The sequence below is a fragment of the Pseudomonas putida genome (assembly GCA_041879295.1).
GTDB classification, from domain to species: Bacteria; Pseudomonadota; Gammaproteobacteria; order Pseudomonadales; family Pseudomonadaceae; genus Aquipseudomonas; species Aquipseudomonas putida_Y.
The window spans coordinates 5,196,550-5,212,905 of sequence record CP047152.1 but is presented as its reverse complement, the minus strand read 5'-3'; the positions used below and the strand labels follow the sequence as shown (position 1 = coordinate 5,212,905).

The window sequence follows — 16,356 nt, the reverse complement described above, 5'->3', positions numbered from 1 at the left end:
GGCGGCATCAGGGCTGACAGGGGGTTGGCGGAAAGGTTGAAGCGCCGGTGAGATCGAGCGCCGCCCGCGCGGCGCATCGCGAGCTGCGCTCGCTCCTACGTTTGTTTCGGGCCAATCATTCCTGTGGGATTTGTGCGCGAATGCCTGGGCGCATGTCTCGATATCGCGTGGTACGAGCAGGCGGTCGCGCGCGCCTGCACTGGCGTTACTGGCCCGAAACAAACGTAGGAGCGAGCGCAGCTCGCGATGCGCCGCGCGGGCGGCGCTCGATCTCACCGGCAGCGCAAATGCCACGGCGAGCGTAGCTGTTTCAAGTCAGGCTGGCGATGATCGAGCGATAGCTGTTCATGCGCTGCGGCTTGATGCGCCCCTCTTCCAGTGCCTTGAGCAGCGCGCAGCCCGGTTCGCGGTCATGCTTGCAGTCGCGGAAGCGGCAGGTGCCGAACAAGTCGCGAAACTCGATGAAGCCATCTTCCACGTCGTCGCGGCTGACATGGCCAAGGCCGAACTCGCGAATGCCCGGCGAGTCGATCAGGTCGCCGCCGTTGGGGAAGTGGTACAGCCGCGCCGTGGTGGTGGTGTGAGTACCCTGGCCAGACCATTCCGACAGGTCTCCGACACGGGTGCCGGCGTCCGGCAGCAGGCTGTTGACCAGCGACGACTTGCCTACCCCTGACTGGCCGACGAACACACTGATGTGGCCGTCAAGGAGCTGCTGCAGGCGCTGCATGCCGTCGCCCTGATGTGCCGATACTTCCAGCAGCGGGTAACCCAGCTCGCGGTAGACCTCCAGCAGCGCATGCAGGCCGGGGCCGTTCTCGTCGTTGATCAGGTCGGCCTTGTTCAGCAGCAGCAGCGGACGCAGGCCGGCGTGCTCGGCCGCTACCAGATAGCGGTCGATCAGGTTCGGGTGTGGTTCCGGCGCCGGGGCGAACACGATCACGATCAGGTCGACGTTGGCAGCCACGGGCTTGAGCTGGCCATGGTTGTTCGGCCGGCACAATTCGGTGCTGCGTGGCATCTGTGCCACGATCACGCCAATGCCCTGGTTGCCCGCACGCCATACCACGCGGTCGCCGGTGACCAGTGCTGGCAGGTTGGCACGCAAGTGACAGCGGAACACCTGGCCCGCGGTGTCGCCGTCCTGGGCTTCCACTTCTACCTGTACGCCGAAGTGTGCGATCACCAGGCCAAGTTGCTCCGGCCCCAGGTCGCCACCCTCCAGTTCCTGCAGTGCATGCTGCTCGCGTTTGGCCGCGCGAGCGGCGCGCTCACCCTGGATTTTTTCGATCCGCCAGTTTTGGCGGCGATTGAGCTGGCGTTTGGCCATGAAGGTACCGTAAGAGAGGCCCGGCGTGGGCATTGAAAACGGCACGCAGTTTAGCACGCCAGCCGCTGGACTATTCCGCCCAGCTTTATGCCGTGAATGGGCGTGCCTTGGCCACTAGGCTAATATGATCGCCTATATGAGGAGCCCCTGCATGCAAAACCCACAGAACCTGATCTGGATCGACCTGGAAATGACCGGCCTGGATCCGGACAGCGATGTCATCATCGAAATGGCCACCATCGTCACTGACAGCGAGCTGAACACCTTGGCCGAAGGGCCGGTGATCGCCATCCACCACAGTGACGAAGTGCTGGCGCGCATGGACGAGTGGAATACCCGTACCCATGGTGCTTCGGGGCTGACCCAGCGCGTGCGCGAGAGCAAGATCAGCATGGCCGAAGCCGAGGCACAGACCATCGCCTTCCTTGAGCAGTGGGTGCCTAAAGGCAAGTCGCCGATCTGCGGCAACAGCATTTGCCAGGATCGTCGATTCCTCTACCGTCACATGCGCAATCTGGAAAACTACTTCCACTACCGCAACCTGGATGTCTCTACGCTGAAGGAACTGGCCGCGCGCTGGGCGCCGAACGTGCGTGACAGCTTCAAGAAGGGCAATACCCACCTGGCGCTTGACGATATCCGCGAATCGATCGCCGAATTGCGTCACTATCGCGAGCACTTCATCAAGTTGTGATTCAAAACGGCGCAGATATTGTATCTGCGCCCCCTTTTGGTGCCTTGGGCAACTGGTTAGACTGCGCGCCTTTCCTGCACGGACCCGCACCATGTTGCTGATGCTCTACCTTATCGCCATTACCGCCGAAGCCATGACTGGCGCGCTGTCTGCCGGGCGTCGCGGCATGGACTGGTTTGGCGTGGTGCTGATCGCCTGCGTTACTGCGCTTGGGGGCGGCTCGGTGCGTGATGTGCTGCTCGGGCACTACCCGCTGACCTGGGTGAAGCACCCTGAGTACCTGGTGCTGACCAGCCTTGCGGCGCTGCTGACCATTTTCATTGCGCCAATGATGCGCCGCCTTCGCTCGCTGTTCCTGGTACTCGATGCCCTGGGGCTGGTGGCATTTACCCTGATTGGCTGCATGACGGCGCTGGAGATGGGGCAGGGCATGCTGGTGGCGTCGATCAGCGGGGTGATCACCGGTGTGTTTGGCGGGATCCTGCGGGATATCTTCTGCAACGACATCCCGCTGGTGTTCCGCCGAGAGCTGTATGCCAGCGTGTCGTTTGCGGCAGCCTGGTTTTATCTGGGTTGCGTGTATTTCAAGGTGCCGGCAGAACAGGCGATGTTGCTCACACTGTTTGGCGGCTTCCTGGTGCGCCTGTTGGCAATCCGCTTCCACTGGGAAATGCCCAAGTTCCACTACAACGACCAGCAGTGACGCAATTTACAAGCGCAACATGGCCCTTGTGGGAGCGGGCGTGCCCGCGAACACCGGCGAAGCCGGTGCCATTACCTGTGTTGCCTGCTTCGCGGGCGCGCCCGCTCCCACAAGGATGGCGCATGCTCTGAGGCTGGTCGCTATTGAGCTCCGTGTCGGGCCAGCGCCCACTCCACATGCTCGCGCACCAATTCCGATTCATCGTCACGCCTGGCCTTCAGCGCCTCGATCACCGGAATCGTCGACGGCGCATTGCCCAACCCTACCGCCAGGTTGCGCAAAAAACGCTCGTACCCCGCCCGCCGCAAAGGCCCGCCCTCGGTCTTGCGCAGGAAGGTGCGTTCGTCCCACAGGAACATCGCCGCCAGGTCCGTATTTTCCAGCCCATGCCGTGGCTGGAAATCCTGCTCCTGGCTGTGCTTGGCAAAGCGGTTCCACGGGCAGACGATCTGACAGTCGTCGCAACCGAACACCCGGTTGCCCATCTTTGCGCGTAACTCGACAGGGATCGCGCCCCTCAGCTCGATGGTCAGGTACGAGATGCAGCGTCGCGCATCCAGCACGTAAGGCCCGACAAACGCCTGTGTCGGGCAGATGTCCAGACAGGCCTGGCAACGCCCGCAGTGTTCGCTGGTGGTGGCTTCGTCCACCGGTAGCGGCAGGTCGACGAACAGTTCGGCAAGAAAGAAATAGCTACCCGCCTTGCGGTTGAGCAACAGCGTGTTCTTGCCGATCCAGCCCAGCCCGGCCTGTTCGGCCAGGGCTTTTTCCAGTACCGGGGCGCTGTCTACAAACGCGCGGTAGCCGAACGGGCCGACAGCTTCCTGGATGCGGTCGGCGAGGAACTGCACGCGCTTACGCACCAGCTTGTGGTAGTCCCGGCCAAGCGCGTAGCGCGACACGTAGGCCTTTTCCGGCTGGGCCAGACGCTGCGCCATCTGCGTGTCGCCGGGCAGGTAGTCCATACGTAGCGAGACCACGCGTACGGTGCCGGGGATCAGTTGGTCGGGGTGTGACCTTTTGCTGCCGTGGGCGCCCAGGTATTCCATCTCACCCTGATAGCCGGCGTCGAGCCAACGCTGCAGGTGGTGTTCGTGTTCGCCAAGGTCAACCCCGGCGATGCCAACATGGGCAAAACCGAGTTCCTGGCCCCACATCTTGATCGATTGGGCCAATTGGGCGAGGTCAGGTGTGGAGGCGGACATGGATGGGCAAGGCAATACGGGCTCAGGTGCGTATAATTCTGCCAGACATTGGAGCCTTTGACCCCATGCCACAGACCAAACACCCCAGTAATGCCCCTCAATTGCTCAGCAGCGTGACGGTTGCCCGCCTGCCGGCACGGCATGCGCATGCCCACAAAGGCGACTTTGGCCATGTACTGGTGGTCGGTGGCGACCTTGGTACCGGTGGCGCTGTATTGCTCAGCGCCGAAGCCGCCCTGCGTTGCGGCGCCGGGCTGGTCAGCGTGGCAACCCGGCCCGAGCACGTGTCGGCCAGCCTGGCGCGCCTGCCCGAAGTCATGTGCCTGGGTGTCCGTTCGGCCAACCAGCTGATGGGCGTGCTGGAGCGCGCCTCGGTACTGGTGGTCGGGCCCGGCCTGGGGCAGGCGGCGTGGGGCTGCAGCCTGTTGTCGGCGGTGGCCAACGCCCAGCGGCCGCAAGTGTGGGATGCCGATGCCTTGAATTTGCTGGCGCGCACCCCGCTGGCCCTGCCCAGTGGCAGCATCCTTACCCCGCACCCGGGGGAGGCGGCGCGGCTGCTGGGTATTTCCACCGAGGCGGTGCAGGCCGACCGCCCTGGCGCCGCGCGCAAGCTGGCGCGCCGTTATAACAGCGTCTGTGTACTCAAAGGTGCCGGCACACTGGTGGCAGCCCCAAGCGGCCAACTGGCTGTGTGCGAGCGCGGGCACCCGGCGATGGCCGGCGCCGGTCTGGGCGATGTGCTGACTGGCGTGTTGGCGGCACTGGTGGCCCAAGGCCTGGATGCCTGGGGCGCGGGTTGTCTGGGGGTGTGGTTGCACGCCTGTGCCGGCGAGCGCCTTGGGATAAAAGGTAGAGGCCTGGCGGCCAGTGATCTGGCGCCGGTCATTCGTGAGTTGTTGGAGGAGCATTCTGCGTGTCTGGCTTAAATCTGTTTCTGGCCGATGAAGAGGCCACGGTCAAATTCGGTGCAGCACTGGCCGAGGTGACCGGTGGTCGCGGCGTGATTTTCCTTGAAGGCGACCTGGGTGCGGGTAAAACTACCCTGTCGCGTGGCCTGATCCGCGGTCTGGGCCATACTGGTGCTGTGAAAAGCCCGACATTCACCGTGGTCGAACCCTATGAAATCGGCGAGGTCCGAGCCTTTCACTTCGACCTGTATCGCCTGGTCGACCCGGAGGAGCTTGAGTTCATGGGCATTCGTGACTATTTCGAAGGCGACCCGCTGTGCCTGTTCGAATGGCCACAAAAGGGTGCGGGCGTTTTGCCAAAGCCTGACCTGACCATTACCATAAGCCCCCAAGCGAGTGGACGCTCGCTGAACCTTTCGCCGCAGGGGGCTCGCGGCGAGGCCTGGTGCGTGGCACTGGCCGAACACTATAAACAGTAAGTGGGGTAGGTATGCGCATACGCGCACTGGTCGCCATCGTTGGGCTGCTGCTGACAACGGTGACCGTTGACGCTCTGGCCGTCACTCAAGTCAAGAGCATGCGCCTGTGGCGCGCACCGGACAACACGCGGCTGGTTTTCGACCTGTCTGGCCCCGTGCAGCACAGTGTCTTCACCCTGAGCGCACCCGATCGTCTGGTCATCGACATCAATGGCGCAACACTGGCCGCGCCACTGAATGTGGCTACCTCCAACACGCCGATAAGCAATGTGCGTTCGGCCCAGCGTACGCCAACCGACCTTCGGGTTGTGATCGACCTGAAAAAGTCGGTAACCCCGAAAAGCTTCACCTTGGCGCCCAATGCACAGTACGGCAACCGCTTGGTGGTCGATCTGTATGACCAGGAAGCTGACGCTATCGCGGCCAGCGCGCCACCGCCTGCACGGGCACCTGTGCAAACGCCTGCGACCACGCCGGCGGTGCCAGTGACGCCGGCCCAGCCGGCGATCAAGCTGCCCCCGGTACCCAGTGGCAAGCGTGACATCGTGGTTGCTATCGATGCCGGGCATGGCGGCGAAGACCCTGGCGCTTCCGGCTCGCGTGGCCAACACGAGAAAGACATCGTGTTGCAAATCGCCAAAGAACTGCAGCGTCAGATCAACAGCGAAAAAGGTTTCCGTGCTGAGCTGACCCGCACCGGCGATTACTTCATCCCGCTGCGCAAGCGTACGGAAATCGCCCGCAAGAAAGGCGCCGACCTGTTCATTTCGATTCACGCCGATGCGGCCCCGTCGCGCGCAGCCTTTGGCGCCTCGGTGTTCGCCCTGTCCGATCGTGGCGCCACCTCCGAGACTGCGCGCTGGCTGGCCGACACGGAAAACCGCTCCGACTTGATCGGTGGTGCGGGTAATGTCAGCCTCGACGACAAGGACCGCATGCTCGCTGGTGTGCTGCTTGATCTGTCGATGACAGCTACGCTCAGTTCCAGCCTCAACGTGGGGCAAAAGGTATTGGGCAACATGGGGCGCGTCACCTCGTTGCACAAGCAGCGCGTTGAACAGGCCGGTTTCATGGTGCTTAAGTCGCCAGACATCCCGTCGATCCTCGTTGAAACCGGGTTCATCTCGAACAACAACGAAGCCGCCAAGCTGGCCTCATCCAGCCACCAGCAGGCTCTGGCCAGGTCGATCCGCACCGGGGTGCACCAGTACTTCCAGCAGAACCCGCCACCTGGCACCTATATCGCCTGGCTGCGTGACACCGGCAAGATTGCCGCCGGTCCGCGTGAACACACCGTGCGCCCTGGCGAAACCCTGGCGATGCTCGCCGTGCGTTACCAGGTCAGTGTGGCCAGCCTGCGCAGCACCAACAAGCTGAAGACCGATGAGCTGAAGGTTGGTCAGCGCCTCGACGTGCCCGCCACAACCTTGGCCGCGCAATAATGAGTGGCGGTTCGCGAATTCAGCTGCTCAGCCCGCGGCTGGCCAACCAGATTGCTGCCGGCGAGGTTGTGGAGCGCCCGGCATCTGTAGCCAAGGAGCTGCTGGAAAACAGCCTGGACTCCGGTGCCCGGCGCATCGATGTGGAAGTAGAGCAGGGCGGCGTCAAACTGCTGAAGGTGCGGGACGATGGCAGCGGCATTTCTGCCGACGACCTGCCGCTGGCCCTGGCCCGCCACGCCACCAGCAAGATCCGCGAGCTGGAAGACCTTGAAGGGGTATTGAGCCTGGGTTTCCGTGGCGAGGCTTTGGCCTCGATCAGTTCGGTGGCGCGCCTGACCCTGACCTCGCGTACCGCCAGTGCCAGCGAGGCCTGGCAAGTAGAAACCGAAGGTCGCGACATGACGCCGCGGGTGCAGCCGGCGGCGCACCCGGTCGGTACTTCGGTGGAAGTGCGCGATTTGTTCTTCAATACCCCGGCCCGACGCAAGTTCCTCAAGGCCGAGAAAACCGAATTCGATCACTTGCAGGAAGTGATCCGCCGGCTGGCGCTGGCCCGTTTCGATGTCGCCTTCCACCTGCGCCACAACGGCAAGAGCATCCTTAGCCTGCACGAGGCCCACGACGAAGTCGCCCGTGCGCGGAGGGTGGGTGCCATCTGTGGCCCTGGCTTCATGGAGCAGGCGCTGCCGATCGACGTGGAGCGCAACGGCCTGCGCCTTTGGGGCTGGGTCGGTTTGCCGACGTTCTCGCGCAGCCAGGCTGACCTGCAGTACTTCTTCGTCAATGGCCGGGCAGTGCGCGACAAACTGGTCGCCCATGCTGTGCGTCAGGCTTACCGGGACGTGCTGTTCAACGGCCGCCACCCCACGTTCGTGCTGTTCCTGGAGCTGGAGCCCAACGGCGTCGATGTGAACGTGCATCCTACCAAGCATGAAGTGCGATTCCGTGAAGGGCGCTCGGTGCACGACTTCCTGTATGGCACCTTGCACCGTGCCTTGGCCGACGTGCGCCCGGAAGACCAGCTGGCCGCACCTGCGGCGGTGCCTGAGCTGGTTCGCCCCACTGGCCAGCAGGCCGGTGAGTTCGGGCCCCAGGGTGAAATGCGCCTGGCCTCGCCGGTGCTTGAACAGCCTCGAGCCCCACAGCAGTCGTTTTCCAATGGCGGCAGTGGCGCCGGTTACCAGTATCAATACACCCCACGTCCCTCGCAGCCGCTGCCGGCCGCAGAGGCACAGGCGGTGTATCGCGAGTTCTACAAGCCACTGGAAACCGGTGCAGCGCCTGCGACGGCCCTGCCCGAAAGCCAGGGCGACATTCCCCCGCTAGGCTACGCACTGGCGCAGCTCAAGGGCATCTACATCCTGGCCGAAAATGCTGTTGGCCTGGTGCTGGTGGACATGCACGCCGCCCACGAGCGGATAATGTACGAGCGCCTCAAGGTAGCCATGGCCAGCGAGGGTCTGAGCGGCCAGCCGTTACTGGTGCCGGAAACCCTTGCCCTTAGCCAGCGTGAAGCCGACTGTGCCGAAGAGCATGCCCAGTGGTTCCAGCGCCTGGGCTTCGAATTGCAGCGCCTGGGCCCCGAGACCTTGGCGATTCGCCAGATCCCGGCCTTGCTCAAGCAAGCCGAAGCCAATCGCCTGGTGCAGGACGTGCTTGCCGACCTTATGGAGTACGGCACCAGTGATCGCATTCAGGCGCACCTCAACGAACTGCTCGGTACCATGGCCTGCCACGGTGCCGTGCGCGCCAACCGGCGCCTGGCAATTCCCGAGATGAACGCCCTGCTGCGCGATATGGAAAACACCGAGCGCAGCGGCCAGTGCAACCATGGCCGTCCTACCTGGACCCAGATGGGCCTGGACGATCTGGACAAACTTTTCCTGCGCGGTCGATGAAATGAGCGGCAAGCCCCCTGCAATATTCCTGATGGGCCCGACGGCGGCCGGCAAGACCGACCTTGCCATCGAACTGACCACAGTGCTGCCGTGTGAACTGATCAGCGTCGATTCGGCACTTGTCTACCGTGGCATGGATATCGGTTCGGCCAAACCGTCGAAAGAAATCCTCGCCGCCCACCCGCACCGGCTGATCGACATTCGCGACCCGGCCGAGAGCTATTCGGCCGCGCAGTTCCGTACCGACGCCCTGGAGGCCATGGCCGAGATCACCGCGCGCGGCAAGATCCCGCTGCTGGTCGGTGGCACCATGCTCTATTACAAGGCGTTGATCGATGGCTTGGCCGACATGCCAGCGGCCGATGCGGCGGTGCGCGCCGAGCTGGAGGCACAGGCTGAAGCCCTGGGCCTGGCCGAGCTGCACCGCCAGTTGGCCGAGGTTGACCCAGAGTCAGCGGCACGTATTCACCCCAATGACCCGCAGCGGCTGATCCGGGCGTTGGAGGTGTACCGGGTGAGCGGTGAGAGCATGACAGTTCATCGCCGGCGTCAATTCGCGGAAAGTCGCGGCGCAGACGCAGGCGCTGGCGGACAATTGCCCTATACTGTCGCCAGTTTGGCGATTGCTCCTACAGATCGTCACATTTTGCATCAGCGAATTGCGTTACGATTTTCGCAGATGCTGGAACAGGGCTTCGTTGACGAGGTCCGATCGCTGCGAGCCAGAAGTGACTTGCACGCCGGGCTGCCGTCTATACGGGCAGTGGGTTATCGGCAAGTCTGGGATTACCTGGATGGCAAGCTGACTGAGAATGAGATGCGTGAACGCGGTATCATTGCTACCCGGCAGTTGGCCAAGCGGCAGTTCACCTGGTTGCGTGGCTGGCCTGAAGTGCACTGGCTTGACAGCCTGGCCTGCGACAATCTGTCCCGCACCTTGAAATACCTTGGGGCCATCTCCATATTGAGCTGAGTCCCTGCTGATTGCCGTCTATTCTTGCGAAGGGGCGGCCTAATTTATCGATTTTATTGAATTTCTATTATTTATCCTTACAGGAGTGCGGCATATGTCAAAAGGGCATTCGCTACAAGACCCTTACTTGAACACCTTGAGAAAAGAAAAGGTCCCGGTATCCATTTACCTGGTCAACGGTATCAAACTGCAGGGCTCGATCGAATCGTTCGACCAGTTCGTGGTATTGCTGAAGAACACCGTCAGCCAGATGGTCTACAAGCACGCCATCTCGACCGTAGTTCCGGCCCGTCCGGTCCGCCTGCCAAGCCCGTCCGACAGCGAGCACGGCGACAGCGAGCCAGGCAACGCCTGATAGGAGCCTGCATTGTTCTTTGAGCGCCACGGCGGTGGTGAGCGGGCATTGCTCGTTCACTTGGAAGGTCAGAACCCTGAGGCGCGAGAAGACCCGCAGGAGTTTCAGGAGTTGGCATTGTCGGCCGGGGCCGACATCGTCTCGCTGGTCACGGTGACAAGGCATCAGCCTTCCGCCAAATACCTGATTGGCAGTGGCAAGGTCGAAGAGTTACACGACCTGGTCCATGCCGAACAGGTAGATCTGGTGATTTTCAATCACACCCTCACGCCCAGTCAGGAGCGCAACCTCGAACGTGTGTTCGAGTGTCGTGTGCTGGACCGAACCGGGCTGATCCTCGATATCTTCGCCCAACGGGCGCGTACCCATGAAGGCAAGCTGCAGGTCGAACTGGCCCAGCTGGAGCATATGAGCACGCGGCTGGTGCGCGGCTGGACTCACCTTGAGCGACAAAAAGGTGGTATCGGCCTGCGCGGTCCGGGTGAAACCCAGCTGGAAACCGACCGCCGCCTGTTGCGGGTGCGTATACGCCAGATCAAGTCACGCCTGGAGAAAGTGCGCAGTCAGCGCGAGCAGGCGCGGCGCGGGCGCAAGCGCGCGGATATCCCATCGGTGTCGCTGGTGGGTTATACCAATGCCGGCAAGTCCACGCTGTTCAACGCCCTGACCGAGTCCGAGGTGTATGCCGCGGACCAGCTGTTCGCCACACTCGACCCGACCCTGCGCCGGCTCGAGCTCAACGACCTGGGGCCGATTGTGCTGGCCGACACCGTAGGCTTCATTCGTCACCTGCCGCACAAGCTGGTCGAGGCATTTCGGGCTACGCTCGAAGAGTCGAGCAACTCCGACCTGTTGCTGCATGTGATCGACGCCCATGAGCCAGAGCGCATGGAGCAGATCGAGCAGGTGCTGGCGGTGTTGGGCGAGATTGGTGCCGAGGGGTTGCCGATCCTCGAGGTGTACAACAAACTCGACTTGCTCGAAGATGTCGAGCCACAGATCCAGCGCAATGCCGATGGCAAGCCGGAACGGGTCTGGGTATCGGCACGCGATGGGCGTGGTCTGGAGCTGGTTGGCCAGGCGGTTGCCGAGTTGCTGGGGGATGATCTGTTTGTCGGTACCCTGTGTCTGGAGCAGCGTTTTGCCCGCTTGCGCGCGCAATTCTTTGCCCTGGGTGCCGTGCAGAGTGAAGAGCATGATGAAGAGGGGCGCAGCCTGCTGAGCGTGCGACTGCCCATGGTCGAACTGAATCGCCTGGTCAGCCGCGAAGGCATGGAGCCGCAAGTGTTTGTCGAGCAACACACTTTGCAATAAATGCTCGTCGAGGTCGCCGGGCAGCAGTGACAGGCATTCTGTAGCATTGGACGGCGCGCCGTGGGCGCGTCTTTGCTTTATCAGATGGAGAGCGCTATGGCTTGGAACGAGCCGGGTGGCAACTCGAACAATCAGGATCCCTGGGGCGGCCGCCGTGGTGGCGGTGGCGGCGGTGGTGACAAGAAAGGTCCACCGGATCTGGACGAGGCCTTCCGCAAACTGCAGGACAGCCTGAATGGCATGTTCGGCGGCAGCAAGAAACGTGGCGGCGGTGACCGCAATGTCGGCAAGGGCGGTGGCCTGGGCCTGCTGGGCATCGGCCTGGCGGTGCTGGCTGCAATCTGGCTGTACAACGCCGTGTATGTGGTCGACGAGCAGGAGCAGGCGGTTGTGCTGCGCTTCGGCAAGTACTATGAGACGGTCGGTCCCGGCCTGAACATCTACTTCCCGCCGATTGATCGCAAGTACATGGAAAACGTCACGCGTGAGCGTGCCTACACCAAGCAGGGCCAGATGCTGACCGAAGACGAGAACATCGTCGAGGTGCCGCTGACCGTCCAGTACAAGATCAGCAACCTGCAGGACTTCGTGCTCAATGTCGACCAGCCTGAGGTGAGCTTGCAGCACGCGACCGAGAGTGCTCTGCGCCACGTGGTTGGCTCCACTTCGATGGACCAGGTGTTGACCGAGGGTCGTGAGCAGATGGCCGTGGATATCCGCGAACGCCTGCAGCGCTTCCTCGACAACTACCGTACCGGTATCACCGTTACCCAGGTCAACGTACAAAGCGCGGCAGCTCCGCGTGAAGTGCAGGAAGCCTTCGACGACGTGATCCGAGCCCGCGAAGACGAGCAGCGTGCCCGCAACCAGGCCGAGTCCTATGCCAATGGCGTGGTGCCGGAAGCCCGTGGTCAGGCCCAGCGCATCATCGAGGACGCCAATGGTTACCGCGACGAAGTCATCGCTCGCGCCAAGGGTGAGGCAGACCGCTTCACCAAGCTGCTTGTCGAGTACCGCAAGGCACCTGACGTAACCCGTGAGCGTCTGTATCTGGAGACCATGCAAGAGGTCTACAGCAACTCGAGCAAGGTCATGGTGGCAACCAAGGACGGGCAGAGCAACCTGCTCTACCTGCCGCTGGACAAGATGGTCGAAGGCAGCCGCAGGCCGTCCGTGCCAACCACCAGCGTGTCGCCATCGACCAACGATGCGGCCGCCCGTGCCGCGCAGGACATGCAACAGCAACAGCAGCCGCTGCGTACTAGGGAGAGCCGCTGATGAGCAATAGATCGCTGATCGCCCTGATCGCCGCTGTGGTCCTGGCTATCGTGGCCTGGAACAGCTTCTACATCGTGTCCCAGACCGAGCGAGCGGTACTGCTGCGCTTCGGTAAGGTGGTCGAGGCGGATGTTCAGCCAGGCCTGCACGTGAAGATTCCGTACGTGAACCAGGTGCGCAGGTTCGACGCCCGACTGATGACCCTCGATGCTCCTACCCAGCGGTTCCTGACCCTGGAAAAGAAAGCGGTGATGGTCGACGCCTACGCCAAGTGGCGCGTCAAGGACGCTGAACGCTTCTACACCGCCACGTCCGGCATGAAGCAGATCGCCGACGAGCGTCTGTCGCGCCGTCTGGAAAGTGGCCTGCGCGACCAGTTCGGTAAACGTACCCTGCACGAAGTGGTTTCCGGTGAACGTGACGCGCTGATGGCTGACATCACTGCATCGCTGAACCGCATGGCGAGCAAGGAGCTGGGCATTGAGGTGGTCGACGTGCGCGTCAAGGCCATCGACCTGCCGAAGGAAGTCAACCGCAGCGTGTTCGACCGTATGAGCACCGAGCGTGAGCGTGAAGCCCGCGAGCACCGTGCCAAGGGTAACGAGCTGGCTGAAGGTATCCGTGCCGATGCCGACCGTCAGCGCCGTGTGCTGCTGGCCGAGGCTTATCGCGAAGCAGAAGAAACCCGTGGTGATGGCGACGCCCAGGCGGCCGCTATCTATGCCAAGGCCTACAGCCAGGACGCTGATTTCTATGCGTTCCACCGTAGCCTGCAGGCATACCGCGAGAGCTTCTCGAGCAAGAGCGACGTGATGGTCCTGGACCCGAAGAACGAGTTCTTCCGTTACCTGGACAAGAGCAGGCCTTGATGCTCAGGCCCTGATTTTCATGCAGCGGCGTCCCGCCTGGCAGCTAATGCACCAGGCGGGGTGCATCCTGAATGAAAAGGGGTGTATGATGAGGCAGCCGGGAAATTTCCCGGCTTTTTTGCGTCTGCAAGGTTGATTGGCACAGCGCCAGTCGACAGTTTGGTCAGCTCGCAAGGCAATTTGAGGGTGTCGGGTACGGTGGCTGCGCTGGGATCAGTGCTGCCCGCTGCTGTGCGCGATACCGGCTTTTCTGACGGCTTGCCTGCTGGCAAGCCGCCCGGACCAGAGGGGAAATGGCGTAATGGCAACGGTAGACCGCTGGCTGCTGCCAGATGGCATCGAGGAAGTACTGCCACCTGAGGCTGCGCGCATCGAGATCGCGCGCCGCCAGGTGTTGGACCTGTTCCAGAGTTGGGGCTACGAACTGGTCGTCACCCCGCATATCGAGTACCTGGAGTCGCTGCTTACCGGCGCCGGCCAGGACCTGGATCAGCGCACCTTCAAGGTAGTGGACCCGCAGTCCGGCCGCCTGATGGGCTTCCGCGCCGACTTCACCCCGCAGGTGGCGCGTATCGATGCGCACACACTGCGCCGTGAAGGCCCGAGCCGCCTGTGCTATGCCGGTAGCGTGCTGCACGCCCAGCCGCGTGCCCTGTCCACCTCGCGCAGCCCGATCCAGCTGGGTGCCGAGCTGTACGGTGATGCCAGCCCTACCAGTGATGTCGAGGTCATCAGCCTGATGCTCGCCACGCTGCAGCTGACCGATGTGCCGGATGTGCACATGGACCTGGGCCATGTCGGTATTTACCGCGGCCTGGCCCGTGCCGCCGGCCTGTCTGGCGCGGTCGAACAGCAGCTGTTCGACGCCATGCAGCGCAAGGCTGTCGATGAAGTGCAGGCACTGACCGCCGACCTGCCGAAAGACCTGGGCAGCATGCTGCGCGCCCTGGTCGAGCTGTGCGGTGGTCGTGAAGTACTGACTGAAGCCCGCGTGCGCCTGGGTCGCGCCCCGGCCAGCGTACTGGCGGCGCTGGACGACCTGCTGGCGATCGCTGATCGCCTGGCGTCGCGCTACCCGGACCTGCCGCTGTACTTCGACCTCGGTGAGCTGCGTGGCTACCACTATCACACCGGCGTGGTGTTCGCCGTGTTCGTGCCGGGCGAAGGCCAATCGATCGCCCAAGGCGGGCGCTACGACGATATTGGCGCTGATTTTGGCCGGGCGCGCCCGGCCACTGGTTTCTCCACGGATTTGAAGACCCTGGTCACACTGGGGCGAGCGGAGGTCGTATTGCCAACTGGCGGCATCTGGATGCCGGACAGTGGCGACGCGGCCCTCTGGCAGCAAGTCTGCCAGTTGCGCAGCGAGGGCCAGCGTGTGGTTCAGGCTCTGCCTCGCCAGCCGTTGAGTGCTGCTCTCGAGGCGGATTGTGATCGTCAATTGATTCAGCAAGACGGGCGCTGGCAGGTTCTGCCGCTGGCCCAGTGAGTTTCTGCGTCGGCAACAGGCCGGCAACCAAGTTTGCGTGAATGAGGACCAATGTAATGGGTAAGAATGTCGTCGTCCTGGGCACCCAGTGGGGTGATGAGGGCAAAGGCAAGATCGTCGATCTGCTGACCGAACATGCTGCCGCCGTAGTGCGCTACCAAGGTGGCCACAATGCGGGTCACACCCTGGTGATCAACGGTGAAAAAACCGTTCTGCACCTGATTCCGTCCGGCATCCTGCGTGAAGGCGTACAGTGCCTGATCGGTAACGGCGTGGTCGTTGCCCCGGACGCACTGATGCGCGAAATCACCAAGCTGGAAGAGAAAGGCGTGCCGGTGCGTGAGCGTCTGCGCATTTCCCCGGCTGCGCCGCTGATCCTGTCGTACCATGTGGCCCTGGACCAGGCCCGCGAAAAAGCCCGTGGCGAAGCCAAGATCGGCACCACTGGCCGTGGTATTGGCCCAGCCTACGAAGACAAGGTGGCACGTCGCGGCCTGCGCGTGGGCGACCTGTTCCACCGCGAGCGTTTCGCTGCCAAGCTGGGTGAGCTGCTGGATTACCACAACTTCCAGCTGGTGAACTACTACAAAGAGCCGGCGATCGACTTCCAGCAGACGCTGGACGAGTGCATGGCTTACGCCGATCAGCTCAAGCCGATGATGCTCGACGTCACCGCCGAGCTGCACAACCTGCGTCGCGCCGGCAAGGACATCATGTTCGAAGGCGCCCAGGGCTCGCTGCTGGACATCGACCACGGCACCTACCCGTACGTCACCAGCTCCAACACCACTGCTGGCGGTATTTCCACCGGTTCCGGCGTTGGCCCGATGTACCTGGACTACATCCTGGGTATCACCAAGGCCTACACCACTCGCGTGGGTTCCGGTCCGTTCCCGACCGAACTGTTCGACGAGACCGGCGCTACCCTGGCCAAGCGTGGTCACGAGTTCGGTTCCACCACCGGCCGTGCCCGTCGTTGCGGCTGGTTCGACGCCGTCATCCTGCGTCGCGCCATCGACGTCAACAGCATCTCGGGCATCTGCCTGACCAAGCTGGACGTACTGGACGGCCTGGAAACCATCAACATCTGTGTTGGCTACAAGAACGAGAACGGTGCCGTCATCGACGCGCCTTCCGATGCCGACAGCTACATCGGCCTGGAGCCGGTGTACGAAGAGATGCCAGGCTGGAGCGAGTCCACTCTGGGTGTGAAAACCCTGGAAGAGCTGCCGCAAGCTGCGCGTGACTACATCAAGCGTATCGAAGAGCTGGTTGGCGCGCCGATCGACATCATTTCGACCGGCCCGGACCGCAACGAGACCATCGTGCTGCGTCATCCGTTCGCCTGATCTGCCCTCCAGGCTGATCTGACGCCGTGGCCCTGAAAAGGGCTGCGGCGTTTTCATTTGTGGGTATGCC

At 62.6% G+C, this 16,356-nt stretch carries 15 protein-coding genes; 13 read left to right on the top strand and 2 right to left on the bottom strand.

The features are described 5' to 3' along the window. Nucleotides 1–310: 310 nt before the first annotated feature. Nucleotides 311–1,330: a small ribosomal subunit biogenesis GTPase RsgA gene (gene rsgA, locus GST84_23835; GenBank protein ID XGB15204.1), complete on the bottom strand. Its 1,020-nt coding sequence runs from the start codon at nucleotides 1,328–1,330 to the stop codon at nucleotides 311–313. A gap of 151 nt (nucleotides 1,331–1,481) precedes the next feature. Here rsgA and GST84_23830 point away from each other — a divergent pair, with 151 nt between their 5' ends. Continuing rightward, nucleotides 1,482–2,024 (top strand): oligoribonuclease, encoded by a 543-nt coding sequence (locus GST84_23830; GenBank protein XGB15203.1) that lies wholly within the window; start codon nucleotides 1,482–1,484, stop codon nucleotides 2,022–2,024. Nucleotides 2,025–2,115: 91 nt separating this feature from the next. Beyond that, nucleotides 2,116–2,727, top strand: a complete 612-nt coding sequence (locus tag GST84_23825) for a trimeric intracellular cation channel family protein (GenBank protein XGB15202.1) — start codon at nucleotides 2,116–2,118, stop codon at nucleotides 2,725–2,727. A gap of 140 nt (nucleotides 2,728–2,867) precedes the next feature. Here GST84_23825 and queG read toward each other — a convergent pair whose 3' ends face one another. Next, nucleotides 2,868–3,932, bottom strand: coding sequence for a tRNA epoxyqueuosine(34) reductase QueG (gene queG / locus GST84_23820; protein ID XGB15201.1), 1,065 nt, complete (start codon nucleotides 3,930–3,932; stop codon nucleotides 2,868–2,870). A gap of 65 nt (nucleotides 3,933–3,997) precedes the next feature. On the opposite strand from queG, the gene GST84_23815 reads away from it, so the two are divergent. The 11 genes from GST84_23815 to GST84_23765 all read left to right on the top strand — a co-directional run bounded on the left by GST84_23815 (nucleotide 3,998) and on the right by GST84_23765 (nucleotide 16,286). Further along, on the top strand, nucleotides 3,998–4,858 hold the full coding sequence (locus tag GST84_23815) for an NAD(P)H-hydrate dehydratase (protein ID XGB15200.1): 861 nt from the start codon (nucleotides 3,998–4,000) through the stop codon (nucleotides 4,856–4,858). Next, on the top strand, nucleotides 4,846–5,319 hold the full coding sequence (gene tsaE / locus GST84_23810) for a tRNA (adenosine(37)-N6)-threonylcarbamoyltransferase complex ATPase subunit type 1 TsaE (GenBank protein XGB15199.1): 474 nt from the start codon (nucleotides 4,846–4,848) through the stop codon (nucleotides 5,317–5,319). The genes GST84_23815 and tsaE overlap by 13 nt, the downstream gene beginning before the upstream one ends. Nucleotides 5,320–5,330: 11 nt before the next feature. Further along, nucleotides 5,331–6,761, top strand: coding sequence for an AMIN domain-containing protein (locus tag GST84_23805; GenBank protein XGB15198.1), 1,431 nt, complete (start codon nucleotides 5,331–5,333; stop codon nucleotides 6,759–6,761). Beyond that, the gene (mutL, locus tag GST84_23800; protein XGB15197.1) at nucleotides 6,761–8,659 is read left to right on the top strand and encodes a DNA mismatch repair endonuclease MutL; all 1,899 of its coding nucleotides are present in this window, start codon (nucleotides 6,761–6,763) and stop codon (nucleotides 8,657–8,659) included. Before GST84_23805 ends, mutL begins: the two co-directional genes overlap by 1 nt. Before the next feature lies 1 nt (nucleotide 8,660). Then, nucleotides 8,661–9,632 carry a tRNA (adenosine(37)-N6)-dimethylallyltransferase MiaA gene (miaA, locus tag GST84_23795; GenBank protein XGB15196.1) on the top strand — a complete coding sequence of 324 codons (972 nt, stop codon included), beginning with the start codon at nucleotides 8,661–8,663 and terminating at the stop codon, nucleotides 9,630–9,632. Between the two features lie 94 nt (nucleotides 9,633–9,726). Further along, nucleotides 9,727–9,987 (top strand): RNA chaperone Hfq, encoded by a 261-nt coding sequence (gene hfq, locus GST84_23790; GenBank protein XGB15195.1) that lies wholly within the window; start codon nucleotides 9,727–9,729, stop codon nucleotides 9,985–9,987. 12 nt (nucleotides 9,988–9,999) lie between these two features. Continuing rightward, complete coding sequence (gene hflX / locus GST84_23785) at nucleotides 10,000–11,301, top strand: GTPase HflX (GenBank protein XGB15194.1); 1,302 nt, start codon at nucleotides 10,000–10,002, stop codon at nucleotides 11,299–11,301. A 96-nt stretch (nucleotides 11,302–11,397) separates the two neighbouring features. Then, nucleotides 11,398–12,579 carry an FtsH protease activity modulator HflK gene (gene hflK / locus GST84_23780; GenBank protein ID XGB15193.1) on the top strand — a complete coding sequence of 394 codons (1,182 nt, stop codon included), beginning with the start codon at nucleotides 11,398–11,400 and terminating at the stop codon, nucleotides 12,577–12,579. Further along, entirely contained in the window at nucleotides 12,579–13,448 is an 870-nt protein-coding gene (hflC, locus tag GST84_23775) for a protease modulator HflC (protein ID XGB15192.1), read from the top strand. Before hflK ends, hflC begins: the two co-directional genes overlap by 1 nt. Nucleotides 13,449–13,749: 301 nt before the next feature. Continuing rightward, nucleotides 13,750–14,937, top strand: a complete 1,188-nt coding sequence (locus GST84_23770; protein XGB15191.1) for an ATP phosphoribosyltransferase regulatory subunit — start codon at nucleotides 13,750–13,752, stop codon at nucleotides 14,935–14,937. Between the two features lie 56 nt (nucleotides 14,938–14,993). Continuing rightward, entirely contained in the window at nucleotides 14,994–16,286 is a 1,293-nt protein-coding gene (locus GST84_23765; GenBank protein XGB15190.1) for an adenylosuccinate synthase, read from the top strand. Nucleotides 16,287–16,356: the final 70 nt, after the last annotated feature.